The sequence below is a fragment of the Pedobacter africanus genome (assembly GCF_040548825.1).
GTDB classification, from domain to species: Bacteria; Bacteroidota; Bacteroidia; order Sphingobacteriales; family Sphingobacteriaceae; genus Pedobacter; species Pedobacter africanus_A.
In genome coordinates, this window is the sequence record NZ_JBEPSL010000002.1 from 1,144,023 (window position 1) to 1,166,413 (window position 22,391).

27 protein-coding genes are annotated in these 22,391 nt (G+C 44.9%); 6 read left to right on the forward strand and 21 right to left on the reverse strand.

The annotated features are described in order from the left end of the window. Positions 1–3 precede the first annotated feature (3 nt). From ABIE26_RS14985 to trmB, 3 genes are read right to left on the reverse strand one after another with little or no spacing between them, the layout of a single operon-like run. Positions 4–564: a DNA-3-methyladenine glycosylase I gene (locus ABIE26_RS14985; protein ID WP_310141769.1), complete on the reverse strand. Its 561-nt coding sequence runs from the start codon at positions 562–564 to the stop codon at positions 4–6. Positions 565–568: 4 nt separating this feature from the next. Beyond that, on the reverse strand, positions 569–895 hold the full coding sequence (locus tag ABIE26_RS14990) for an MGMT family protein (protein ID WP_310141768.1): 327 nt from the start codon (positions 893–895) through the stop codon (positions 569–571). Next, positions 895–1,545, reverse strand: coding sequence for a tRNA (guanosine(46)-N7)-methyltransferase TrmB (trmB, locus tag ABIE26_RS14995; protein WP_310141767.1), 651 nt, complete (start codon positions 1,543–1,545; stop codon positions 895–897). Before trmB ends, ABIE26_RS14990 begins: the two co-directional genes overlap by 1 nt. A 121-nt stretch (positions 1,546–1,666) precedes the next feature. On the opposite strand from trmB, the gene fcl reads away from it, so the two are divergent. After that, complete coding sequence (gene fcl / locus ABIE26_RS15000) at positions 1,667–2,596, forward strand: GDP-L-fucose synthase (RefSeq protein ID WP_310141766.1); 930 nt, start codon at positions 1,667–1,669, stop codon at positions 2,594–2,596. A 38-nt stretch (positions 2,597–2,634) separates the two neighbouring features. Continuing rightward, the gene (locus tag ABIE26_RS15005; RefSeq protein ID WP_310141764.1) at positions 2,635–3,567 is read left to right on the forward strand and encodes a hydrogen peroxide-inducible genes activator; all 933 of its coding nucleotides are present in this window, start codon (positions 2,635–2,637) and stop codon (positions 3,565–3,567) included. Between the two features lie 47 nt (positions 3,568–3,614). Here ABIE26_RS15005 and ABIE26_RS15010 read toward each other — a convergent pair whose 3' ends face one another. The 4 genes from ABIE26_RS15010 to ABIE26_RS15025 form a co-directional block, all read right to left on the reverse strand. Then, positions 3,615–4,037: a secondary thiamine-phosphate synthase enzyme YjbQ gene (locus ABIE26_RS15010; protein ID WP_310141762.1), complete on the reverse strand. Its 423-nt coding sequence runs from the start codon at positions 4,035–4,037 to the stop codon at positions 3,615–3,617. A 193-nt stretch (positions 4,038–4,230) separates the two neighbouring features. Then, a complete protein-coding gene (locus ABIE26_RS15015) occupies positions 4,231–4,836 on the reverse strand; it encodes a superoxide dismutase (RefSeq protein WP_310141761.1) in 606 nt (201 codons plus the stop codon). Between the two features lie 114 nt (positions 4,837–4,950). Next, positions 4,951–5,424 carry a nucleoside deaminase gene (locus ABIE26_RS15020; RefSeq protein WP_310141759.1) on the reverse strand — a complete coding sequence of 158 codons (474 nt, stop codon included), beginning with the start codon at positions 5,422–5,424 and terminating at the stop codon, positions 4,951–4,953. Next, a complete protein-coding gene (locus ABIE26_RS15025) occupies positions 5,425–5,760 on the reverse strand; it encodes a tRNA-binding protein (protein WP_310141757.1) in 336 nt (111 codons plus the stop codon). 86 nt (positions 5,761–5,846) lie between these two features. Between ABIE26_RS15025 and ABIE26_RS15030 the strand changes: the two genes are divergently transcribed. Both ABIE26_RS15030 and ABIE26_RS15035 read left to right on the forward strand, forming a co-directional pair. After that, entirely contained in the window at positions 5,847–6,482 is a 636-nt protein-coding gene (locus ABIE26_RS15030; RefSeq protein ID WP_310141755.1) for a LysE family translocator, read from the forward strand. Between the two features lie 25 nt (positions 6,483–6,507). Next, positions 6,508–7,692, forward strand: a complete 1,185-nt coding sequence (locus ABIE26_RS15035; protein ID WP_310141753.1) for a class I SAM-dependent rRNA methyltransferase — start codon at positions 6,508–6,510, stop codon at positions 7,690–7,692. Positions 7,693–7,698: 6 nt separating this feature from the next. On the opposite strand, the gene ABIE26_RS15040 is transcribed toward ABIE26_RS15035, so the two are convergent. From ABIE26_RS15040 to ABIE26_RS15070, 7 genes are all read right to left on the reverse strand, one after another. Beyond that, complete coding sequence (locus tag ABIE26_RS15040) at positions 7,699–7,938, reverse strand: DUF6814 family protein (protein ID WP_310141751.1); 240 nt, start codon at positions 7,936–7,938, stop codon at positions 7,699–7,701. A 12-nt stretch (positions 7,939–7,950) separates the two neighbouring features. Next, positions 7,951–9,489 carry an MFS transporter gene (locus ABIE26_RS15045; protein WP_310141748.1) on the reverse strand — a complete coding sequence of 513 codons (1,539 nt, stop codon included), beginning with the start codon at positions 9,487–9,489 and terminating at the stop codon, positions 7,951–7,953. Between the two features lie 121 nt (positions 9,490–9,610). Continuing rightward, positions 9,611–10,666 (reverse strand): nucleoid-associated protein, encoded by a 1,056-nt coding sequence (locus ABIE26_RS15050; protein WP_310141746.1) that lies wholly within the window; start codon positions 10,664–10,666, stop codon positions 9,611–9,613. 9 nt (positions 10,667–10,675) lie between these two features. Then, positions 10,676–11,467 (reverse strand): TerC family protein, encoded by a 792-nt coding sequence (locus ABIE26_RS15055; protein WP_310141745.1) that lies wholly within the window; start codon positions 11,465–11,467, stop codon positions 10,676–10,678. Between the two features lie 81 nt (positions 11,468–11,548). Further along, a complete protein-coding gene (locus tag ABIE26_RS15060) occupies positions 11,549–12,697 on the reverse strand; it encodes a hypothetical protein (RefSeq protein WP_310141743.1) in 1,149 nt (382 codons plus the stop codon). Continuing rightward, positions 12,694–13,221: a hypothetical protein gene (locus tag ABIE26_RS15065; protein WP_310141742.1), complete on the reverse strand. Its 528-nt coding sequence runs from the start codon at positions 13,219–13,221 to the stop codon at positions 12,694–12,696. Before ABIE26_RS15065 ends, ABIE26_RS15060 begins: the two co-directional genes overlap by 4 nt. After that, positions 13,214–13,771, reverse strand: a complete 558-nt coding sequence (locus tag ABIE26_RS15070; protein WP_310141740.1) for an RNA polymerase sigma factor — start codon at positions 13,769–13,771, stop codon at positions 13,214–13,216. Before ABIE26_RS15070 ends, ABIE26_RS15065 begins: the two co-directional genes overlap by 8 nt. A 147-nt stretch (positions 13,772–13,918) precedes the next feature. On the opposite strand from ABIE26_RS15070, the gene aspS reads away from it, so the two are divergent. Beyond that, positions 13,919–15,664 carry an aspartate--tRNA ligase gene (aspS, locus tag ABIE26_RS15075; protein WP_310141738.1) on the forward strand — a complete coding sequence of 582 codons (1,746 nt, stop codon included), beginning with the start codon at positions 13,919–13,921 and terminating at the stop codon, positions 15,662–15,664. Positions 15,665–15,716: 52 nt separating this feature from the next. Here the strand turns inward: aspS and ABIE26_RS15080 are convergent, their stop codons facing one another. From ABIE26_RS15080 to ABIE26_RS15110, 7 genes are all read right to left on the reverse strand, one after another. Next, a complete protein-coding gene (locus tag ABIE26_RS15080) occupies positions 15,717–16,169 on the reverse strand; it encodes a hypothetical protein (RefSeq protein ID WP_310141734.1) in 453 nt (150 codons plus the stop codon). Further along, positions 16,144–16,527, reverse strand: a complete 384-nt coding sequence (locus ABIE26_RS15085) for a phage holin family protein (RefSeq protein WP_084238224.1) — start codon at positions 16,525–16,527, stop codon at positions 16,144–16,146. The genes ABIE26_RS15080 and ABIE26_RS15085 overlap by 26 nt, the downstream gene beginning before the upstream one ends. 22 nt (positions 16,528–16,549) lie before the next feature. Beyond that, a complete protein-coding gene (locus ABIE26_RS15090) occupies positions 16,550–16,819 on the reverse strand; it encodes a YtxH domain-containing protein (RefSeq protein ID WP_084238225.1) in 270 nt (89 codons plus the stop codon). A gap of 51 nt (positions 16,820–16,870) precedes the next feature. Next, the gene (locus ABIE26_RS15095) at positions 16,871–17,923 is read right to left on the reverse strand and encodes an AI-2E family transporter (protein ID WP_310141729.1); all 1,053 of its coding nucleotides are present in this window, start codon (positions 17,921–17,923) and stop codon (positions 16,871–16,873) included. 9 nt (positions 17,924–17,932) lie between these two features. Next, on the reverse strand, positions 17,933–19,333 hold the full coding sequence (locus ABIE26_RS15100) for a sigma-54-dependent transcriptional regulator (RefSeq protein WP_310141728.1): 1,401 nt from the start codon (positions 19,331–19,333) through the stop codon (positions 17,933–17,935). Between the two features lie 97 nt (positions 19,334–19,430). Further along, on the reverse strand, positions 19,431–20,213 hold the full coding sequence (locus ABIE26_RS15105; protein ID WP_310141727.1) for an enoyl-CoA hydratase/isomerase family protein: 783 nt from the start codon (positions 20,211–20,213) through the stop codon (positions 19,431–19,433). Between the two features lie 3 nt (positions 20,214–20,216). Beyond that, the gene (locus ABIE26_RS15110; RefSeq protein WP_310141724.1) at positions 20,217–20,636 is read right to left on the reverse strand and encodes a cobalamin B12-binding domain-containing protein; all 420 of its coding nucleotides are present in this window, start codon (positions 20,634–20,636) and stop codon (positions 20,217–20,219) included. An 81-nt stretch (positions 20,637–20,717) separates the two neighbouring features. Here ABIE26_RS15110 and ABIE26_RS15115 point away from each other — a divergent pair, with 81 nt between their 5' ends. Further along, entirely contained in the window at positions 20,718–22,379 is a 1,662-nt protein-coding gene (locus tag ABIE26_RS15115) for a glutamine--tRNA ligase/YqeY domain fusion protein (protein ID WP_310141722.1), read from the forward strand. Positions 22,380–22,391: the final 12 nt, after the last annotated feature.

Genomic DNA, 22,391 nt, shown 5'->3' on the forward strand with positions numbered 1-22,391 from the left:
AATTTATCTGCAGATGCAATCGGCCACATGGTCGTTCACCATGCCTGTAGCCTGCATGTGTGCATAGCAGATGGTGGTACCAAAGAACTTAAAACCGCGTTTTTTCATGTCCTTGCTGATGGTATCCGACAATTCGGTACGCGCCGGCACATCCTTAAGGGTTTTAATGGAATTCTGTATAGGTTTCCGATCAGGAATAAAGCCCCACATATAATTGGCAAAAGAACCAAATTCCTTTTGTACGGCCATAAAAAGCTTTGCGTTGTGAATTGCGGCCTTTACCTTTAACCCATTCCTGATGATGCCTGGATCATTCATCAATCTTTCTTCATCCTTTTCATCAAAAGCAGCCACCTTTTGCACATCAAAATCTGCAAAGGCCTTTCTGTAACCTTCCCTTCTTTTGAGGATGGTGATCCAGCTTAGGCCGGCCTGTGCCCCTTCAAGCAGCAGGAACTCAAACAGGATTTTATCATCATAAACAGGCTTACCCCATTCCTCATCATGGTATTTTACATAAAGCGGATCGGTTCCGCACCATCCGCACCTGATTTCGTTTGCCATAAGCTTATAATTCTGTAAGGGGGTTCCAGAAATGTTTTTTAAAGTTCTGTATCTTATCTCCTTTTACCACAACTCCTTCTTTTTCCAGTAACTCCTGCATCCGCCCCGGCGGTTTAAAATGGAATTTGCCGGTAAGCAGGCCGCTGCTGTTTACCACCCGGTGTGCTGGTATTTTTGGCTTCGCAAGCCCGGCATTGCTCATGGCATAACCCACCATACGGGCCGAACCGCCGGCGCCCAGGCTTTTGGCAATTGCGCCATAAGAGGTTACCCGCCCTTTCGGGATCAGTCTTACCAATTCAAACACCTGGTCGTAAAAGGATTGTTCCATTACTCAAAAGAGAATTGTATGTAATTGATGTTTTTATCGTGTTTTAAATAAATCCGTTCATAATGGGTTTTGATAGACAACACATCATCGTACAGGTCAGATTTATATAAATTGTCGGTCTTTTTATGGCTCTTCAGGCCCAGCTCTTCTACTTTTTCTACCGTATAAAGATACAAACCATCGTTATCGGTTTTCAGGTTTATTTTTCCTCCCGGCTTTAAAAACGTTTTGTACTTATCCAGAAAGCCCGGAAAGGTTAGGCGTTTCTTTTCACGGCTGTCCTGTGGCTGCGGATCGGGGAAAGTAATCCATATTTCATCCACCTCGTTTTCAGCAAAAAAGTCTATGATATCTTCTATCTGGATTCTTAAAAAGGCCAGGTTTGTAACTCCCTCGTCCATACCGGTACGGGCGCCTCTCCAGATCCTGTTCCCCTTAAGATCTACCCCAATAAAATTCTTTTTAGGAAACATCCTTGCCAGGTTAAGGGCATATTCTCCTTTACCACAAGCCAGTTCCAGTACAACAGGATTATCGTTCTTAAAATGCGCTCTGGCCCATTTCCCCTTCAATGCTTTACCGGCATCCAGCTGGTAAACATTCGGGAAAGTATCTATCTCGGCAAATTTTCTTAATTTATCTTTACCCACTTCAAATCAATTATAGTATAACCACAAATTTATATAAAACTTAACAGAATTTACTAGCAAGTCCGTTTTACCCGCAGGCTCCTCAGAAGAATTCGTACTTTTGTAAACCAATTTAAGATCAGTGGAGAAAAACGCAAAAATATATGTTGCCGGGCACCGTGGAATGGTTGGCTCTGCCATTTACCGTAAATTACAAAAAGAAGGCTATAATAACCTGGTTGTCAAAACCTCCGATGAACTGGACCTGCGAAACCAGCAGGCGGTAAGCGATTTTTTTGGGACAGAAAAGCCGGAATATGTATTTCTGGCCGCCGCAAAGGTGGGCGGTATTGTGGCCAACAACACCTACCGAGCCGACTTCCTGTACGAAAACCTGTGCATTCAGAACAACGTCATCCACCAGGCTTACAAAAACGGTGTAAAAAAACTGATGTTCCTGGGTTCCAGCTGTATCTACCCAAAACTGGCACCTCAGCCATTAAAAGAGGAATACCTGCTTACCGGCCTGCTCGAAGAAACCAATGAGCCTTATGCCATCGCTAAAATAGCTGGTATAAAAATGGCCGACGCCTACCGCAGCCAGTACAACTGCGATTTCATTTCTGTAATGCCAACTAATCTTTACGGTTATAACGATAACTACCATCCGCAAAACTCTCATGTATTGCCCGCCCTTATCCGTAAATTTCATGAAGCCAAAGTAAGTGGCAGCACCGAGGTGAATATCTGGGGTTCGGGAACGCCCATGCGCGAATTCCTTTTTGCCGATGACCTGGCCGATGCCTGTTATTTCCTGATGCAAAACTACAGCGATGCCGGCTTTATGAATATCGGCACCGGCACAGACCTCAGCATCAAAGACCTCGCGCTCCTCATCAAAGAAATCGTAGGCTTTGAAGGCTCGCTTACTTTCGATAGCACCAAGCCAGATGGAACGCCACGCAAATTGATGGATGTATCCAGGCTGCACCAGCTGGGCTGGAAACATAAAATTGAGCTCAGAGAAGGCATCAAGCTGGCCTATCAGGACTTCCTGGAAAAACATAGCTAAAATTGATATATTTGCCGAAGTGAATAAACTTTAGCTATATGACCTTAGTTCAGCTCGAATATATTGTTGCCGTAGATACCTACAGGAGTTTTGTTGGTGCTGCCGAAAAATGTTTTGTTACACAGCCCACATTGAGCATGCAGGTACAGAAACTGGAGGAGATGCTGAATGTAAAGATCTTCGACCGCAGCAAACAACCTGTTGTACCGACTGAAATTGGCGCAAGGATCATTGAACAGGCCCGCCAGGTATTGCAGGAAAGCCTTAAGATCAAAGAGCTCATCAGCAGTGAACAACAGGACGTAGCAGGGGAACTTAAAGTGGGCATCATCCCTACTGTAGCACCCTATCTTTTGCCCAAAGTAATTGCGGCCATGATGGAGAAATACCCCGACCTGAAATTGCTGATCTGGGAATATACCACCGAAGACATCCTGCACCATTTAAAAACCGGGGTACTGGACTGCGGCATTTTAGCCACCCCGCTAGGCGAACAGACCATCATTGAGCAACCCCTGTATTACGAAAATTTTGTGACTTATATCAGCAAAAACAGCAAGCTGTCTAAAAAGAAGACCATTGATGCCGAAGACCTGGAAGATGAAAACATCTGGCTGCTCAATGAAGGTCATTGCATGCGTTCACAGGTGCTCAATATCTGCAGGTCTACCAAGCACAACCGGCTCCAGGGCCTTACCTATAATACCGGAAGCGTAGAAACACTGATCCGCATGGTCGACATGAACAATGGCGCAACCCTGCTCCCGGAGCTTGCCCTTGAGGAGCTCAGCAGCAAACAGCTCAGTAAGGTGCATCACTTCAAATCACCAGAGCCGGTAAGGGAGATCAGCCTGGTGACGCATAAAAATTTCATCAAAAAGAGAATGCTGAATGCACTCAAAGAAGAAATACTCGAAGTAATTCCCAAGGCCATGAAGCAGAAAAAGAAGAAAGATGTGGTGGGCATATAAAAGTAACACCGTAAATGTAAGTTACAGGTAAAGGACTATACAGGAGCTTAAATTCCCCATGCGGTAACAACCAGCCTCCGCCCGCTCCCGTAGTTACGATGTTCACAAAGGTAAATTCCTTGCCAGATGCCCAATGCGAACTTGCCGTTCCGTATAGGAATGCTTACAGAACTGCCCAGAATAGAAGATTTTAAATGTGCGGGCATATCATCTGACCCCTCGTAATCGTGTACATAGTCCGGGTCATTCTCGGGAACCGATTTGTTAAAAAACATCTCAAAATCGGCGCGTACGGTGGGGTCAGCATTTTCATTTATCGTAAGCGAAGCAGAAGTATGCTGTATAAAAACCTGGCATATTCCCTTTGTCAAGGTTGTTATATGTGGCATTGCTGCCACGATCTCTTCAGTAATAAGGTGAAAACCCCTCTTTCTTGCCCGCAAGGTTAACGTCTCCTGAAAAATTTCCATATGCAAAGAAAATAAAAAGTATCTTAGAAAAAGCTGTTGATTTAGACATAACACCTGGAAGGATTGATATGAGGCTAGCTTAAGCTTTATCTATGACCGGATAGAAACACTTTAAGCACAGAAACAAACAGCCCGGATGTTCACACACCCGGGCCGTTCTATATAATCGATCCTGTATCAAACAGGCATTAAATTACGCTTTTTTGAAACGCTCAGCTACAGCATCCCAGTTTACAACGCTCCAGAAAGCAGCGATATAATCCGGACGTCTGTTTTGATATTTCAGGTAGTAAGCATGCTCCCATACATCCATGCCTAAAATCGGGGTTCCTTTTACCTCAGCGATATCCATTAAAGGATTATCCTGGTTAGGTGTAGAGGAAACCACTAATTTCTTATCTGCACCAACGCTTAGCCATGCCCATCCCGAACCGAAGCGGGTAGCACCAGCCTCAGCAAACTTAGTTTTAAAATCGGCAAATGAACCGAAAGCTGCATTGATTGCATCAGCCAATTCTCCTTTTGGCTCTCCACCTTTATTCGGGCCAATAACTTCCCAGAACAAAGAGTGGTTATAATGACCACCACCGTTATTCCTTACCGCAGCAGGGAATTTTGAGATATTTTTAACAATTTCTTCAATGCTTTGGTTCGCCTCTGGCTTGCCTTCTAAAGCTTTATTCAAATTGGTAACGTAAGCCTGGTGGTGTTTACCATGGTGAATTTCCATAGTCTGTTTATCGATATGCGGTTCTAATGCATCTGTTGCGTATGGTAACGCAGGTAATTCAAAAGCCATATTATTATGATTTATGTTTAAAAATTGTATGATTTCATATTTGTAGCAAGATCCTTTGCTGTTCACAGCAAATATAACAATCGGGGGTTAAGTTTTGTTCAATACTTTGTAAAGTTAAGCCCTTTTGCCTGCGAAGAATTTTGTCATTAATGCCCCGCATTCTTCTGCCAAAACCCCACTTTTTAAAACGGTTTTCGGGTGCAGCAGCTGCCCTCCTTTTGTGGTAAATCCTCTTTTGGGTTCGGGCGCCCCATACACCAGTTTGCCAATCTGTGTCCAGCAACTCGCGCCGGCACACATTACACAAGGCTCTATGGTTACATACAGGGTACAATCCTTTAAATATTTACCCCCCAATGTTTGCGCAGCGGCCGTAAAAGCCTGCATCTCGGCATGGGCCGTTACGTCGTTCAGCTGCTCGGTAAGGTTATGCCCGCGGCCAACGATTTTCCCTTTACAAACTACAATGGCCCCTATCGGGATTTCCTGCAGGTCGTACGCTTTTTGTGCCTCCTGCAAGGCCAAGCGCATAAAATGCTCATCTTCTGCCGCAGGATCTTTTTCTTCTGAAAAATTATAATAACTCATTTATATCATTTTACTGCCATTCGGCACTTTTCCATTTAAGGTCGTTAACACGATATCCCCATTTTCATCAGCAAACCCAGTTACCAGGAATTCCGACATAAATTTACCGATCTGTTTTCTGGGGAAATTCACTACCCCTACAATTTGCTGGCCTACCAGCTCTTCTTTGGTGTATAGCGCCGTGATCTGGGCACTGCTCATCTTTATCCCCAGTTCCCCAAAATCAACCCTTACCTTATAGGCAGGCTTTCTGGCCTCAGGATATTCCAGAACTTCCAGAATGGTTCCGGCCCGCAGCTCCACTTTTTCAAAATCGCTCCAGTTTATTTCTTCCATGGCCTAAAATTACAATTTATCGGCAATTCTGTACCGCTGTTCTGCTTATCTTTGTGATCGTACCCCACTAACCCCTTGATATAGAAATGATCCCGCTTAAAGAAATCTCCTATTTTGCCCTTGCCGCCCTGATCCTCGTAATCAGCCCCGGCCCAAACATGATCTACCTGATTTCCCGTTCCATTACACAGGGACAGCGATCAGGCCTGATCTCTTTAATGGGCATCATCTCCGGTTTTCTGTTTCACATTGTGATGGTCTCTGCCGGGCTCACTGCAGTGCTTTTTGCGGTGCCGTATGTGTATACCACAATAAAAACCCTGGGTGTGGTGTATTTGCTTTACCTAGCTTACCAGGCCATTAAACCCAATGGCCGAAGCCCATTTGAGGTCCGTAAAGACCTTAGCAATGACAAGCCTGCAAAGCTGTTTAAAATAGGTGTGCTAACCACGGTATTAAACCCTAAAGTAGCTGTATTTTACCTCTCTTTCTTTCCTTACTTCATCAAACCCGAATACGGGTCGGTATTTATGCAAAGCCTGCAGCTGGGCATCACACAGGTTTGCATCAGCTTTTCGGTAAACCTGATCATTGTGCTCAGTGCCGCCAGGGCAGCACTGTTCTTTGCAGGCAACCCGCTTTGGATGCGGGTTCAAAAATGGTTTATGGCCAGCATCCTTGCTTCCCTGGCAGTAAAAATGGCACTTACCAAAGAGAAATGACACTATTTTTCCCTTAATTTGCAGCATGATCGATGTAATTCTTAAAAAAGGCAAAGAAAAAGCCGCTATGCTGCGTCATCCCTGGATCTTTTCGGGCGCTATTGACAAGATTAAAGGGCAGCCCGTAAATGGTGAAATTGTAGCTGTGCGCTCTGCTGATAAAGAATTTCTGGCCTATGCCTATTTTAACGACCTCTCCAGGGTTGCTTTGCGCCTGCTGGAATGGGACGAAACGGCAACGATAGACAAAGCCTGGTACAAGCAAAAAATTAAGCAGGCCATTGCTGCGCGGGGCCACATTTTAAACGAAGACACCAATACCTGCAGGCTGGTTTTCAGCGAGGCAGATTTCCTGCCTGGATTGATTGTAGACCAATATGCAAATTTTCTTTCCCTGCAGATTTTAAGTGCCGGGATAGAAAACATCAAAGAAGACATCATCGCTATTTTAAGGGAAGAACTGAACCCTAAGGGCATATTTGACAAAAGTGATGCCGGCGCACGTAAACACGAAAACCTGGAAGCCTCACAAGGGCTGTTGTGGGGAGAAAACCCTCCGGAATTTATTGAGGTAAAAGAAAACGGGATCCTTTACCACATCAACATTGCTGAGGGACAGAAATCCGGCTTTTATTGCGATCAACGCGATAACCGAAGGATTCTTGCCGGATACACCAGGGGCAAAAACGTGCTCGACTGTTTCTGCTACAGCGGAGGTTTTACCTTAAACAGTTTAAAATACCAGGCCGCACATGTAACCAGCGTAGACAGCTCGGCCCTGGCCGTAGAAACCCTAAAGCATAACCTGGAACTAAATGGCTTTAAAACTGAACAGCAAACCAGTATACAATCTGACGTAAACAAACAGCTTCGTGCTTTTAAAGAAGCAGGCCAAACCTTTGATGTACTGGTACTGGACCCGCCAAAATACGCCCCTTCACGCTCGGCATTAGACCGTGCGGCCAGGGCTTATAAAGACCTGAACCGACTGGGTATGCTGCTGCTTAAAGAAGGAGGCATCCTGGCCACGTTCTCCTGCTCCGGAGCAGTAGATATCGAAACGTTTAAGCAGATCATCGCCTGGGCTGCATTGGATGCCGGCCGGGAAGTTCAGATCATTAAACAGTTCTGCCAGCCCGAAGACCACCCGGTCCGCATTTCCTTTTCTGAAGGAGAGTACCTGAAAGGGCTTTTATTGCGGGTTTTATAAAACGGCCTAATCTTCCGGCAGGTGATCGTACTCGCCTTTTAAGGCATACCAGCCAAAAATAACCAGCCCTGCACTGATAGGAATAAAGATGAACAATATGATACCCCATTGCAGGGCGGTATTGGTTCTTTGCACACCTTCTGCTGCCAGGCCTACCTTTTCAAAGGCCTGCATAAACATGAATATAATTGAGGCTGGACCTAAGGCGATCCAGAATAGTCCTAATGCTTTTTTTAATCCGTTCATGGTCAATTTCTTTTAATGGGTTTCAGCTTCGTTATGGTCAGGCTTTTTATTGGACAGGTAAACTGTGCCAATCAGCAAACTCAATGCGGCAATGCCTATCGGGTACCACAGCCCAGATAAAGGTGTAGAGCCCGAAAAGCTGGCAATGAGCGTGGCAATAAATGGCACCAGCCCACCAAACACCCCGTTACCTACGTGATAAGGCAGGGACATGGAAGTATACCTGATCTTTGTAGGGAATAGTTCTACCAGGAAAGCCGCTATAGGCCCATAAACCATGGTTACCAACAGGATCTGGAAAAAGATAAGTGCTACAAACTTCCAGAAAACAGGGGTCGATAATTTTTTATCCTTATAGGCATCAGGCATTTCAAGCGCCGGTTTGGCCAGGTCTGCATATTTGGTGTGCGACTGTATTTTCTGAAAGGAAGCGCCATTTAGCAAAGTAACCGTTGATGTGGTGGTAATCAGGCTATCTCCCGTTCCTGCAATGGCCGTACACATCACTATCGGATCAGAAACGGAGGCAATGTCCTTCTGCTCCACTTTTGACACATCCGTATCGTCCAGGAAAACCTGGTATATCGGGCGGTAAAATATTACCCCCAACAGCATTCCTGCCAACATGATCCACTTACGGCCTACCTTATCGCTCCAGGAACCAAATATTACAAAGAAAGGGGTTGCAAAGGCGATGCCCCATAAAAGGATATACCTGGAGTCATTAAAATCGACATGACAGGTGTTTTCAATAAAGGATTGTGCATAAAACTGACCTGTGTACCAGATCACTCCCTGCCCCATGGTTGCGCCAAACAAGGCAAGCAGTACCATTTTAAAATTGGCCTTATGGCTAAAACTTTCTTTCAGTGGATTTTTGGAAACCTTACCTTCCGATTTCAGCTTGCTGAACATCGGCGATTCATGCATCTTCATCCGGATGTAGATGGAAACACCCACCAGCAGGATAGACAGCAGGAAAGGAATCCTCCAGCCCCAATCGGCAAAACTTTCGGCACCCACCAGATTTTTTGTCAGTACGATGATCCCCAGCGACAGGAACAGCCCGCCCGTAGCGGTAGTCTGGATCCAGCTGGTAAAAAAGCCGCGTTTGTTAGCCGGCGCGTGTTCTGCCACATAAGTAGCTGCACCGCCATACTCCCCGCCCAGGGCCAGGCCCTGTATGAGCCGTAAAATTAACACCAGTATAGGGGCTGCATAGCCTATGCTGGAATAAGAAGGGATGAGGCCAATCAGGAAGGTTGAACCGCCCATCAGCACCAGCGTAAGCAGGAAAGTGTACTTCCGTCCAATTAAATCACCCAGCCGTCCGAATACCAGGGCACCAAAAGGCCTTACAATAAAGCCCGCGGCAAAAATGGCCAGGGTATTGATCAATGCCGAAGCCCCGGCGTCTGCCGGAAATAACTGTGTTCCGATAATGGTGGCTAAACTCCCGAAAATATAGAAATCGTACCATTCAATTAAGGTGCCCAGCGAAGAGGCGCCTATCACTTTAAAAATACTGCTTTGTTGTGGTTCCTGGCTCATATTTGGTTTAAAGGTTGACTAAAACAATAAATCTACAATTAATTCCGAAATATCAGCAAAATATTAACACAAAAGTTAATTTACGTTACCGTACACAAAGCGGCAATAGGGCTAAATGCACTTATTGCTCTTCTCTGAAATAAACTTTGTAGTAATTCATGGATTTATCGTCATCAAAGCCCTTTTCGATGAGCTCCTTATCGCCGTGGATGTAAATATGGAAGTTCTTGTCCAGCTTCAATACGCTTTTATAAACTCTGGCCTGCTTTTTTACCGCAGCGCCTGAAATGTCAAAACTGTCGGGAATGGGCTGGTCAAACTCCTCTTCAAAGTTCTTTTTGTAATTCTTAAAAGATTCAATCCCCTCCGCATTTCCAATAACTTCGTTAGAAAACTCATCCAGGTCAAAGCTCTCCTTTTCCTTGAAGTACTTCATAGACCTGTTCAGCAGATCTATTTTATCTGCCTTGGAAATCTCGAATTCCTCGTCCAGTTTTTCTGTTACAAAGTTTTTGTAAACCCCCAAAACGCTCGCTGTCTGATTAAAGCTGTCGTTCCTGATCTTTAACTTCAGAAACTCATCTTTCCAGTATACCGCTTCTGCGCTTCTGTTGGTCTGATCTATCACAGCAACCCTGTAGCCCTCTTCTTTATCGGTATTGAAGATCAGGCAGCCCTTATCCAGTTTATTGATATTGATGGCCTCCTGCTCATAGCTTAAGCCAAAGCCGTCCTGCTCCGGAAAAACCTTCAGGTAACTTTCTTTGGTCTCCGACTTAAAAATACCAATGGCATCGTGGAGCTCGCCTTCAATCTGCACGTTCTCGAAGTAGGCCACATACAGCTCTCCAGATTTTATTTTCGGGTGCCCGGACACATCGTACAGGTATTTGGCCAGCTGCTGGCTGTTCTCATGAAAAACCTCTCCGTTTTCGAATATCGCTTCAGCAAAATGATAGACCTCGTTTAAGTTCAGGTCGCCATTGGGGTGCATAAAACGATATACCTCATTCACCTTTTCATAAGGCCCTAAAAAGTACTGCTGGAGCAGGCTACTCAGCATCAGGTCTTTGATCACTATGGATTTTTCCGACAGGACATAAAACTCTTCTTCGGATTTGTTCCCAATCCGGTGTATGGACAATTCGGCCAGTGAGGCCTCAACAAAAGAAATCATTAAGAAAAATTAGGCTTTGTTTTCGTTTTCATTAGGGGTATTGCGCAGCTCAACCGGTTTCTCCGCATTTTTCTTCATTTTCAGGTTCAGCATTTCCACCAGAATAGAGAAGGCCATTGCAAAATAGATATAACCTTTTGGTATGTGCTGGTCCAGGCCTTCTGCCAGCAGGGAAACCCCGATCAGCAGCAGAAAGGAAAGTGCAAGCATTTTTACTGTAGGGTGGTTGTTAACAAAATTGCTGATGGCGCTTGCAGACACCATCATAATGATTACGGCAATCACAACGGCCGCGATCATAATTTCGACATGCTCTGCCATACCTACGGCAGTAATTACCGAATCCAGTGAGAATACAATATCAAGCAACAGGATCTGAACTATTACACCGGTAAAAGAATATACTTTTCCCTTGATCTCCTTTTCTTCCTCACTTTCCAGCTTATCATGGATCTCGTGTGTGCTTTTATAGATCAGGAACAAGCCCCCGATGATCAGGATCAGGTCGCGCCCCGATATAGCCAGCTTTTCCAGCCATTCCGGATCGGAAACACCAACCAGCCCCCCCAGATTAAACAGCGGCGTAGTTAAGGTCATTACCCAGGTAAGGGATAAAAGCAGCAAAACACGGGTGATCATGGCCAGGGCCAAGCCTACCTGCCTGCCTTTTTTTTGCTGGTCTGCAGGCAGTTTACCAGATAAAATTGAAATGAAAATGATATTGTCTATTCCCAGAACAATTTCCAGAACGGTTAGGGTCAGTAGTGAGATCCAGGCCTCAGGGCTGCTTAAAAATTCCATCTTTAAATATAATGTACGCGAAGATATAAAAAAAGCTTGCTGAATTCATCAACAAGCTTTGTGGGTATTTGGTTTAATTTTTTAATTGAGGGTCACACCACCGTATTTGGAGTTTACCGTCACCTTTGAATTTCCACCGGAGCCAATTTTTCCGGTATAACGTTTATTCTGTCCCGCTCCCTCTGTTTTAACCGAAATGCCTGGCCCATATTTGAAATCTGCCGCGTTCGTATTCACTTCCAAGACAGCGTTGTAATTTACATTCAGGTTTACCGTTGCCTTCAGATGGGCACAATCAATCTCCAGTTTCTGACACTCCGTACTTACGTCGCCGATATTTAAGTTATTGTATTGCATGGTAAACTTACTGTCGCCCCTTAACTTTGAAATGGTAACATTCGCATATTGGGTGTTCGTAATTAAGTTACCCGCGGTTCCTATAGTGAGGTTACTGTACCGCTGTACAATGTTTGCAGCTCCGCTGATCATGCCAATACTTACTTTTGCATAAGCAGCGTTCAAGTCCAGATCATGGGCCGAGCCTATGGTAAGTCCTGAGCCATACTGCTGCGTAATACTTGCCTTTTCAGTTACAGAGCCAATTTTCACAGCAGCATAGGCGGCATTCAACTTCAATGTTCCTACACTGCCAATGGTTAGCCCGGCGCCATATTGCTGTACAATTTCCGCCTGATTGACGTTTCTAATATCTGCACTTCCGTACTGGATCTTAATCTTATTGCTGGCACTTTTCAGGTTCCCGGTCTTAAGATTTCCGTATTGTACATTGGCCTCAAGTGCTCCGGATAAATCACCAATACTTACATCTCCATATTGATGGGAAAGGTTGAGGCTGTTGGTTACCGGCATATAAACCTGGTAACTTCCCTTGATCTCTGCTTTCCATTTTTTGCCGGTCTTAACCTTTCCTTTGGCCAGTTTGGTGTCCAGGATCACTTCGCCCCCCGCACTCATGGCCTTGATATTGGTCAGGTCAAGCAACTCCTGCGCCTCGGCAGTATTGTCTCCATACACCTTCAGGTCTACTTCTATCCTTACTTCATTTTTATCCCAGGTCCTGATGTCCAATGCGCCATACTGATTGTTTACCGTTACCCTGTCGTTGCGTCCCACGGTAAACGATTTACTTACTTTTCTAGATTTAATTACTTCCTGTGCATTTGCAAAGCTCACCACACATAAAAGAAGCCCTGTTATCCAACTTTTCATATCTGGTTATCCTTTTTGCTTGTATTAACCTCATTAATTACAGACAATTGCTGGTTGATGATCTGCAGCTGTATCTGCAGGTTTTGCACCATGGCTTCAATGACCAGCTTCTGGTTCGGGCTGTGCTGCAATTCCTTTTTCAGATCGGCATAGTCCTTGTCCAGCTGGTTAAGATCGGCACTGAATTTCTGGTACAGGTCGGGGTTATCATCTGCCAGGGCCTTTAAACTGTCCTTTTTTTCATCGATCATACTGGCAAACCTGGCTTCTTTTTCGCCCAGCGCCGTACTGATATCGGCCACATCAATCTGTTTGTGCTTCTGATGGCGGGTATACATAAAAGTGAATGCCGCAATCAGTACCAGCGAAGCCGCAATGCCCATCCATAAGTTTAAATTAAAGGGCCTGGTCTTTTTTTTCTTATCCAGCTGCTGATCAATCTTTGCCCATAACGCCTCCGAAGGGGCCTCCAAATCAAAAGCTTTTTTATGCTCCCTGATGTAATCTTCCATTTTTCTACTCATCTTTTACTCCTTTCTTTCCTAGTAAAGCTGTCAATCTTAGTTTTGCCCTCATGTACTGTGTCCTCGAGGTATTCTCTGATATTTTTAAGATATACCCTATTTCCTGGTGGTCGTAGCCCTCAAAAAGGTACAGCGATAAAATTACCCTGTAGCCATCTGCCAGCCTGGTCATGGCCTCCTTAATCTCATGTACCTTCAGCTCCTGCTCCTCCAGATCTGTTTCATCATCCTCTGCTGCTACATCAACTTCATCGAGCCCAATAAACTCAGCCTTTCGCTTCCGCAGCACATTCAGCGATTTATGAATAACGATCTGTTTCAGCCACATGCCAAAAGAAGTCTCTTCCCTGAAGGCTTCAATCTTAACAAAGGCATCTAAAAACGCCTCCTGCAGCACATCCTCTGCATCTGCCGCAGCATTTACAATGCGTAGGGCCACATTATACATAGCCCGGCTATACAATTTGTAAATTTCAAATTGTGCTTTACGGTTGCCCCGGCGGCATTCGCCCACCAGGTCTGCATGCTTGTCTATATATACAGCTTCCAATATTTATCTGAATTCATAACATAAGACAAGCCACTATTCAAAACGTTGCATATCCGTTATATTTTTTTTAAAGTACGAAAGTAAAATTGTCTGTGGTTGAAATATGTGGTTCAAAATGAATATTTTTGCCGCTTAATTCTTTATATAATGTTAAGAACAACTACTTGCGGAGCTTTAACCCTTAAAAACCTAGGCGAAAATGTAATCTTATGTGGCTGGGTACAGAAATCGAGAGATTTAGGCGGAATGACTTTTATAGACATCCGCGACCGGTACGGCATAACCCAGTTGGTTTTTAATATGGACGACAACCGCGAATTGTGCGAAGCTGCCCGTAACCTGGGCCGCGAATTTGTAATCAAAGCAAGCGGACAGGTAGTAGAGCGCTCTAATAAAAACCTTAAAATGCCTACAGGTGAAGTGGAAATAAAGATTACTGCCCTGGAAGTATTGAACGCAGCCAAGCTGCCCCCGTTTTTAATAGATGATGAAACCGATGGCGGAGACGACCTTCGGATGAAATACCGTTACCTGGACCTGCGCCGCAACCCGGTGCGCAACAACATGATTATCCGTCATAAAATTGCACAGGCGGTAAGGCGTTACCTGGATGGACTGGACTTCATTGAAGTGGAAACCCCTGTGCTCATCAAATCAACCCCGGAAGGCGCAAGGGACTTTGTGGTACCGAGCAGGATGAACGCAGGTGAGTTCTATGCATTACCTCAATCGCCTCAGACTTTTAAACAACTGTTAATGGTTTCAGGGTTCGACCGCTATTTCCAGATTGTAAAATGTTTCAGGGATGAGGATTTAAGGGCCGACAGACAACCTGAATTTACACAGATCGACTGCGAAATGTCTTTCATTGAACAGGAGGATATCCTGAACACTTTTGAAGGCCTGATCCGCACCTTATTTAAGGAAATTAAAGGCATAGACCTGCCAGAAGTGCCAAGAATGCAGTATGCTGACGCCATGCGCCTATATGGCTCAGATAAACCGGATACCCGTTTTGAGATGCAGTTTGTGGAACTGAACAGCCTGGTAAAAGGCAAGGATTTTCCTGTATTCGACAATGCTGAACTCATTATTGGTATCAATGCCAAAGGCTGCGCAAACTATACCCGAAAACAGGTGGATGAACTGACCGACTTCATTAAACGTCCGCAGATTGGTGCTACAGGCTTGATCTACATGCGCCACAATGAAGATGGCTCATTGAAGTCTTCGGTAGATAAGTTTTATGACGAAGAATCCTTAAAAGGATGGTCTGCTGCATTTAACACCCAACCGGGTGATTTGCTGCTGATCATGGCCGGCAGTACAGATAAAGTCCGCAAGCAACTGAGCGAACTGCGCCTGGAAATGGGAAACCGCCTGGGCCTGCGCGATAAAAATACCTTCAGCGCCCTTTGGGTACTGGACTTCCCCTTACTGGAATGGGATGAAGAAACCGAACGTTACCATGCTATGCACCACCCTTTTACCTCTCCAAAACCGGAAGACATTGCCTTGTTGGACACAAAACCCGGCGAAGTAAGGGCAAATGCATACGATATGGTCATCAATGGAACTGAAGTAGGCGGAGGCTCTATCCGTATTCACGACAGGGCCCTGCAGGCGCTCATGTTCAAACATCTGGGCTTTTCCGCAGAAGAAGCACAAAAACAATTCGGCTTCCTGATGGATGCCTTTGAGTTTGGTGCCCCTCCTCATGGTGGTATTGCCTTCGGGTTTGACAGGCTGTGCTCTATTTTTGCAGGCTTAGACAGCATCCGCGACGTGATTGCCTTCCCTAAAAACAATTCGGGAAGGGATGTAATGATAGACAGCCCTTCTACCATAGACAGCAAACAGCTGGATGAATTAAAGATAAAATCTACACTTTAAGGTACTCAATCCATAAAAAAGGGCTTCATGTAAACATGAAGCCCTTTTCTTATCAATAGGTCTCGCTATCTGGAGGAATGCCATAATCCACATACTGTGGTTCTTTTTCTTTTTTCTTCTTCGAGCCGGTAAACCATGATTTTACAGAATTAAATATGGCTGAAATATGCTCTGCATCCAGACTTTTTCCGACTTTATTGGAGGCCAGCCCCACCAGTGTTTTGGTTAAAAAGCCTGAACCTTTAAACAAAGTTGTATTCATAATAAAAGGCAGGACCATAGACATTAAACTGCTGCTGATGTTGAGCTTATCATCTATCTTAAGCAATGCAGAAGAACTCGCATATTTTTTAATCAGGCCGCCCAAAGTAAACTGATGAAAGTACACCCGCGTATCCTTTAACAATAGTTCTCCCTTTTGCTTATGTTCCGCCTTTAAGCTGGCCACCATGGCATGAAGTTCCTCTAAATTATTGATATTATACCTTCTGTTCATCTTCTTCATCCTTATCTGCCAGTTTGTTAAAATAGTTTCTGATTGTAAAGTTGATTATCGCTTTTTCGATGTACTTCTCCTTTGTATAGTATACAATAAGCGCCAGCAGTACATATATCCCTGCGACACAGCCAAAACCCCGCGCATAACTTCCAAGCACATCCGACAGAAAAAGGGCGAGTGTAAACGTTCCGAACAGGAAGGCCAGAATGAAGCAGATCACAACTGCAGCATTGGTTACTACATCTGCAAATATTTTCGAGATCTTTTCTACCAGGTACAGCCGGGTATATTCTACCCGTGTATCTACATAACTTTTGGCATCCTCAAAAAGATCCTCAATACCCTTTTCTTTGTTTTCCTGCATTGTCAATGGTTTTTAGCTTTTTTTACGCATGTTCCAGATCGTCATCCACAAATTCATTTTCCGATTGACGAAGTTTGTTCTTTACAGAGCTTACCACTTTATCTTTCAGGTTGCTCAGGTTATTGATCTCGTCGGCAGCTTTATCTTTAATAGAATCTCCAAGATCTTTTAACGACTGGCTCAGTCTGTCCCGGGTTTCACTTCCTTTTTCAGGCGCAAATAACAAGCCTAATGCGGCGCCGGCAGCTAAGCCTACCAACAATCCAACCAACACTTTTGAATTATCATTCATAACATTTCAATTTTATAGTTAACGATACATTAATTCTCCTGAACGCCATTATTATAACTCCCCCTGTTCAGAAATTGTTTTAATTCTTTCCAATCTTTCGGAGGCCATGGCACTCGTTTCGTATATTTTAATCAACAGAATAAAATATGACAGCAGCAACGGGCCAAAAACAAGTCCCAGTATACCGAATAAGGGTATACCAATAACTACGCCAATTACCGTAATGATAGGATGGATGTTCCCAACTTTTTTTGCAATGATAAACCGCAGCACATTGTCGATATTGATAATCACCACAAAACCGAATATAAGCATGCCCCAGGCCGCGAAATTATTTCCGTTGGCCATTTGTATCAATGCCGCCGGAACGAAAATTACCGGCGGTCCAAGTACCGGTACAAAGGAAATAAAAGTGGTTATTACCCCCCAGAACAGCGGGTCGCTATAGCCAAGCACATAAAAACACAAACTAAGCAATGAGCCCTGGACAATCGCTATAAAGCCCTGTCCTAAAACATTGGCATAGGTAGTATTGCGCATTTCTTCAGCAAAACGCTGCGCATTCTGCATCCTGAAAGGTGCATATTTGATTAGTGCGGCCTCAAACCGCTCCCTTTCTACCAGCATAAAGTACAGTAAAAAGTACATCAGCAGCAAGCCCAGGACAATGTTAAAAGCTCCCGAGATCAATGAAGGGAACAGTTCTGTGGCCCAGCTACCCGCTTTCTTAAGGCCATCCTCTACCAGTTTCTGTACATCATCCGCTACAGGGACCAGGTGCTTCAGTTTAAAAAGCAGGTTCTTAAAATAGATCGGGTCATTTTGGAGCTCCGCAATCTTTTCGATCACCATGGCGCTCAGGGCATAAAAAGGAAGGATTAGTACCACAACCGAAACCGCGAGCAGCAATACGGCAGAAAAACTCTTGTTTAGTCCCTTTTCTTCAGCCAGGTACATAAAGGCAGGCCGTAAAATAGTATACAGCACCAATGTACCTAAAATAGAGCCGAAAATACCGTGTAAAGAGTATGCAATTAAACACCCCAAAGCTATAATAATAACCAGGTTGATATTATTGCGCTGCTTATAGGTAAATATCGACATCTAAAACGGCTATTTTTCCAGGTTTATCGCCCTCATTTTATTGTACAGTGTTTTCCTGTCTATGTTCAGGATCTTTGCCGCCTTGGTCTTGTTAAAATTAACCTCCCTCAAAACTTTCAAGATAGCTTCATATTCAGCTTCAAGCGCGGCATTCTTTAAATCCCTTGGCCGCTCGCTACGCGACATGGTGGTTTCAATGGCGTTTGCCCTTGCATAGGTAGAAATCTCCAGTGGCAGTGCTTTTAGCTGGATCTCCTGTGTTTCGGTAAGCAGGGTAGCCCTTCTGATCACATTTTTCAGCTCCCTTACATTGCCCGGCCAGTTATAGGTTAAAAAGCAATCCTCTACTTCCTGCGAGAAGCCTTGTACGTTCCGGCCAAGCTCCTGGTTGGCAACTTCCAGAAAAGTATTTGCAAAAATCAGGATATCCCGCCCGCGCTGGCTAAGTGGCGGAAGATCTATGGAAAATTCGTTGAAACGGTGGTACAAATCTTCCCTGAACTTTCCTTTTTGAATGGCATTGCCCAGGTTTTCATTGGTAGCCACAATAATGCGCACATCCAGATCTATTTCCTTGGTGCTTCCAATGCGTTTTATTTTCCGCTCCTGCACCGTTCTCAGCAAAGCCGCCTGGATGTCGTAGGAAAGGTTTCCAACTTCGTCCAGGAAAAGGGTACCACCATTAGCCATTTCAAAATGGCCTATTTTGGTATACAGCGCCCCGGTAAATGATCCTTTTTCATGGCCAAAAAATTCACTTCCTGCCAGCTCCTTGGTTAAAGAACCACAGTCCATAGCCACAAAAGGAGCGTCTTTTCTGGGACTGTTCAGGTGGATAGCCTTGGCTACAGACTCTTTACCGGTACCACTCTCGCCGGTTAAAATTACACTGTAAGCGGTGGGTGCTACCAGCTGGATCTGTTTTAAGAGCTGCTTCGAAGCATTGCTCTGCCCCGCCACAAAATTATCTGTATGGTTATAGATCTGCTTTTGCACACGCTGTTTTGGCGTTTCCGAAACCTCTGGTAAGGACGCATCGTTCAAAGCAATTTGTGTTTCTATAGATTTATTAATTGTATTCAGAATCTCATCCGGATACAGCGGCTTGGTAATATAATCGTAGGCACCCAGCTTAATCAGCTCAACCGCCAGCTTGATGTCAGAATAACCGGTAATGATGATCACACCTGTCCGCGGATACTTCTCTTTGATCTTGATCAACATCTCCTTGCCGTCTGTATCTTCCAGGCGGTAATCACATAAAACAAGGTCGTAATATTCTTTGGCCAGATATTCCATCGCTGAAACACCACTTGTCGCTGTTGATACACTAAAGGAATTTCGCGTTAAAAACTTAGACAATAGTATCCCAATATTTATTTCATCATCAACAATTAATATTTTTCTCATATGTATTTTTTAGATAACATAGAGATAAATATAGGATAGTTTTTTTGATATGGGAAATTTTCTCTACACTTTTTACACAACAAAAAGTATTAAAAATTTATTTATTGGAAAAAGCAGGCTTTCTTTTTTCTAAAAATGCGGTTGTCCCCTCTTTAAAATCCTGGGTATTAAAGCACTTTCCAAATTCCTGGATTTCCACATCGAAGCCATTTACCTCAGAAGCAAATGCAGCATTGACAGCTTTTATTGCAGCGGCAACTGCCAGCGGTGCCCGCAATTTAATTTTATTCAATATATTTTCGGCTGCTGCAATCAGTTCTGCCTGAGGCACCACTGTGTTTACCAGGCCCATCTTTTCTGCCCGTTCTGCCGAAATCATATCTGCTGTGGCGATCATCTCCAAAGCCCTGCCCCGGCCCACCAGCAGGCTAAGGCGCTGCGTTCCGCCATAACCGGGGATCAGCCCCAGTGAGGTTTCTGGCAAGCCCAGTTTGGCATTGTCAGCAGCAATGCGGATATGACAGGCCATGGCCAGCTCCAGCCCTCCGCCCAGGGCAAAACCATTAATGGCAGCAACAACCGGCTTAGGGCAGTTTTCAATGGCATTAAAAACATTGTCCTGCCCATTTCTGGCCAGGGCCTCGCCCTGCTCAGCATTGTAGCCAGAAAATTCAGAGATATCAGCCCCGGCAACAAAAGCCTTTTCGCCCGCACCGGTTAACAGTACGCCACGTACGGCATCGCTTTGCCCGGCAAATGCAACCGCATCGGCCAGCTCGGCCAATGTTGCCTTATTTAATGCATTTAGTTTCTGCTCACGGTTGATGGTAAGGTACAGGATCTGATCCTTTACTTCCGATAAAATATTCTGATAAGTCATGCTCTAAAAATTTCTGTTTTCAGCAACCCAGTTCTCAATATAGTTCACAATGCTCTCCATGGTTGTTCCGGGAGCAAACAATTCGCCAACGCCAATACCCTTCAGTTTTTTCATGTCCGCTTCCGGGATGATCCCGCCGCCGGTAAGCAAAACGTCTGTCACCTTTTTCTGCTTCATCAGCTCAACGATCTTCGGGAATACCGTCATATGGGCGCCCGATAAAATAGAGATACCTATGGCATCCACATCTTCCTGTAAAGCAGTATTGACAACCATCTCCGGGGTCTGGCGCAAGCCGGTATAAATTACCTCCATGCCTGCATCCCTTAAAGAAGTTGCGATTACCTTTGCGCCCCTGTCATGCCCGTCCAATCCTACTTTGGCCACTAAAACCCGGATGGGCCTGTTTAATGCGTTGCTCATAATTTATGCTAATAAGTCGGCGGTAAATGTAAGTAAATTAGCGCTTTTATGTTAACTTTGACCACTAAATTTACAGTTTATATGAGTGAGGAAAGATCATTGAACTTTATTGAAGAGATCATTGAGAACGATTTAAATAGCGGAAAATACGAAGCCCTGGTGACCCGTTTTCCACCGGAACCCAACGGATATTTACACATTGGGCATGCCAAGGCCATTTGTCTGAATTTTGGCCTGACCCAAAAATACGGTGGTTATACCAACCTGCGATTCGACGATACCAATCCGGTAACCGAAAAGACCGAATATGTAGACAGCCAGCAAACCGACATCAAATGGCTGGGCTTTGAGTGGAAAAATGAGCTGTACACTTCAGATTATTTTGACACCCTGTACAACTATGCGGTTAAACTCATAGAAAAAGGCCTGGCTTATGTAGACCACAGCACTGCCGATGAAATTGCCGCGCTGAAAGGCAGCCCTACCGAGCCTGGAAAAGACAGCCCATACCGCAACCGCAGCGTACAGGAAAACCTGGGCCTGTTTGCCAGCATGAAAAACGGGGATCTGGAAGATGGGGCCTGTACCTTAAGGGCGAAAATTGACATGGCCAGCCCCAATATGATCATGCGCGACCCTATTCTTTACCGCATAAAGCATGCGGAACATCACCGTACGGGAAATAAATGGTGTATCTATCCGATGTACGACTTTGCACACGGACAAAGCGACAGCATAGAGCACATTACGCATTCCATTTGTACGCTGGAGTACGTTTCGCACCGCGAGCTGTACGACTGGTGCATCGAAAAGCTGGAGATCTTTCCTTCAAAACAATATGAATTTGCCCGCTTAAACCTGTCTTATACGGTAATGAGCAAGCGCAAGCTGTTGCAACTGGTTAACGAGGGCGTGGTGAGCGGCTGGGACGACCCACGGATGCCTACCATCAGCGGCTTACGCAGAAGGGGCTATACCCCCGAAAGCATCCGTGAGTTCTGCGACAGGATAGGCATCGCTAAAAGGGAAAACCTGATTGAGCTGAGCCTGCTGGAATTCTGTGTAAGGGAACACCTCAATAAAACCGCCAACCGGGTAATGGCCGTGATGGACCCTATTAAACTGGTCATCACCAACTACCCTGAAGGTAAGGAAGAGCTACTGACTGGTGAGAACAACCCGGAAGCAGAAGATAAAGGCGGCACACGTGAAATCCCATTCAGCAATGAGCTGTGGATTGAACGTGAGGACTTCATGGAAGAACCTGCAAAAAAATGGTTCAGGCTAGCGCCTGGTGCCATGGTGCGGTTAAAACACGCCTACATCGTAAAGTGTGAGGATTTTGTAAAAGACGCAGAAGGCAATGTTACAGAAATCCGCTGTACCTTTATTCCCGAATCCAAAAGCGGGGAAGATACCAGTGGCATCAATGTAAAAGGGACCATCCACTGGGTGAGCACCAAACATGCCAAAAGCGCAGAGATCAGGTTATACGACAGGCTGTTTTCTGTAGAATCGCCGGATGCGGAGGAAGGGGATTTTAAAGATTACCTGAACCCAAACAGTATGGAAGTTATCAAAACAGCATATATAGAACCTTACCTGGCTGCAGCCGATAAAGATGCCCGCTACCAGTTCATCAGAAAAGGTTATTACTGCCTGGATAAAGATTCCACTGCAGATCACCTGATCTTTAACCGTACGGTGTCCTTAAAAGATGCCTGGGCAAAAGGGAATAAATAAAAAAAGGCGCTT

Coding starts and splice junctions, on each gene's coding strand:
- ABIE26_RS14985 (WP_310141769.1), bottom strand. CDS start 564: ATGGCAAACGAAATCAGGTGCGGATGGTGCGGAACCGATCCGCTTTAT.
- ABIE26_RS14990 (WP_310141768.1), bottom strand. CDS start 895: ATGGAACAATCCTTTTACGACCAGGTGTTTGAATTGGTAAGACTGATC.
- ABIE26_RS15005 (WP_310141764.1), top strand. CDS start 2,635: ATGACCTTAGTTCAGCTCGAATATATTGTTGCCGTAGATACCTACAGG.
- ABIE26_RS15010 (WP_310141762.1), bottom strand. CDS start 4,037: ATGGAAATTTTTCAGGAGACGTTAACCTTGCGGGCAAGAAAGAGGGGT.
- ABIE26_RS15015 (WP_310141761.1), bottom strand. CDS start 4,836: ATGGCTTTTGAATTACCTGCGTTACCATACGCAACAGATGCATTAGAA.
- ABIE26_RS15020 (WP_310141759.1), bottom strand. CDS start 5,424: ATGAGTTATTATAATTTTTCAGAAGAAAAAGATCCTGCGGCAGAAGAT.
- ABIE26_RS15025 (WP_310141757.1), bottom strand. CDS start 5,760: ATGGAAGAAATAAACTGGAGCGATTTTGAAAAAGTGGAGCTGCGGGCC.
- ABIE26_RS15030 (WP_310141755.1), top strand. CDS start 5,847: ATGATCCCGCTTAAAGAAATCTCCTATTTTGCCCTTGCCGCCCTGATC.
- ABIE26_RS15035 (WP_310141753.1), top strand. CDS start 6,508: ATGATCGATGTAATTCTTAAAAAAGGCAAAGAAAAAGCCGCTATGCTG.
- ABIE26_RS15040 (WP_310141751.1), bottom strand. CDS start 7,938: ATGAACGGATTAAAAAAAGCATTAGGACTATTCTGGATCGCCTTAGGT.
- ABIE26_RS15045 (WP_310141748.1), bottom strand. CDS start 9,489: ATGAGCCAGGAACCACAACAAAGCAGTATTTTTAAAGTGATAGGCGCC.
- ABIE26_RS15050 (WP_310141746.1), bottom strand. CDS start 10,666: ATGATTTCTTTTGTTGAGGCCTCACTGGCCGAATTGTCCATACACCGG.
- ABIE26_RS15055 (WP_310141745.1), bottom strand. CDS start 11,467: ATGGAATTTTTAAGCAGCCCTGAGGCCTGGATCTCACTACTGACCCTA.
- ABIE26_RS15060 (WP_310141743.1), bottom strand. CDS start 12,697: ATGAAAAGTTGGATAACAGGGCTTCTTTTATGTGTGGTGAGCTTTGCA.
- ABIE26_RS15065 (WP_310141742.1), bottom strand. CDS start 13,221: ATGAGTAGAAAAATGGAAGATTACATCAGGGAGCATAAAAAAGCTTTT.
- aspS (WP_310141738.1), top strand. CDS start 13,919: ATGTTAAGAACAACTACTTGCGGAGCTTTAACCCTTAAAAACCTAGGC.
- ABIE26_RS15080 (WP_310141734.1), bottom strand. CDS start 16,169: ATGAAGAAGATGAACAGAAGGTATAATATCAATAATTTAGAGGAACTT.
- ABIE26_RS15085 (WP_084238224.1), bottom strand. CDS start 16,527: ATGCAGGAAAACAAAGAAAAGGGTATTGAGGATCTTTTTGAGGATGCC.
- ABIE26_RS15090 (WP_084238225.1), bottom strand. CDS start 16,819: ATGAATGATAATTCAAAAGTGTTGGTTGGATTGTTGGTAGGCTTAGCT.
- ABIE26_RS15095 (WP_310141729.1), bottom strand. CDS start 17,923: ATGTCGATATTTACCTATAAGCAGCGCAATAATATCAACCTGGTTATT.
- ABIE26_RS15100 (WP_310141728.1), bottom strand. CDS start 19,333: ATGAGAAAAATATTAATTGTTGATGATGAAATAAATATTGGGATACTA.
- ABIE26_RS15105 (WP_310141727.1), bottom strand. CDS start 20,213: ATGACTTATCAGAATATTTTATCGGAAGTAAAGGATCAGATCCTGTAC.
- ABIE26_RS15110 (WP_310141724.1), bottom strand. CDS start 20,636: ATGAGCAACGCATTAAACAGGCCCATCCGGGTTTTAGTGGCCAAAGTA.
- ABIE26_RS15115 (WP_310141722.1), top strand. CDS start 20,718: ATGAGTGAGGAAAGATCATTGAACTTTATTGAAGAGATCATTGAGAAC.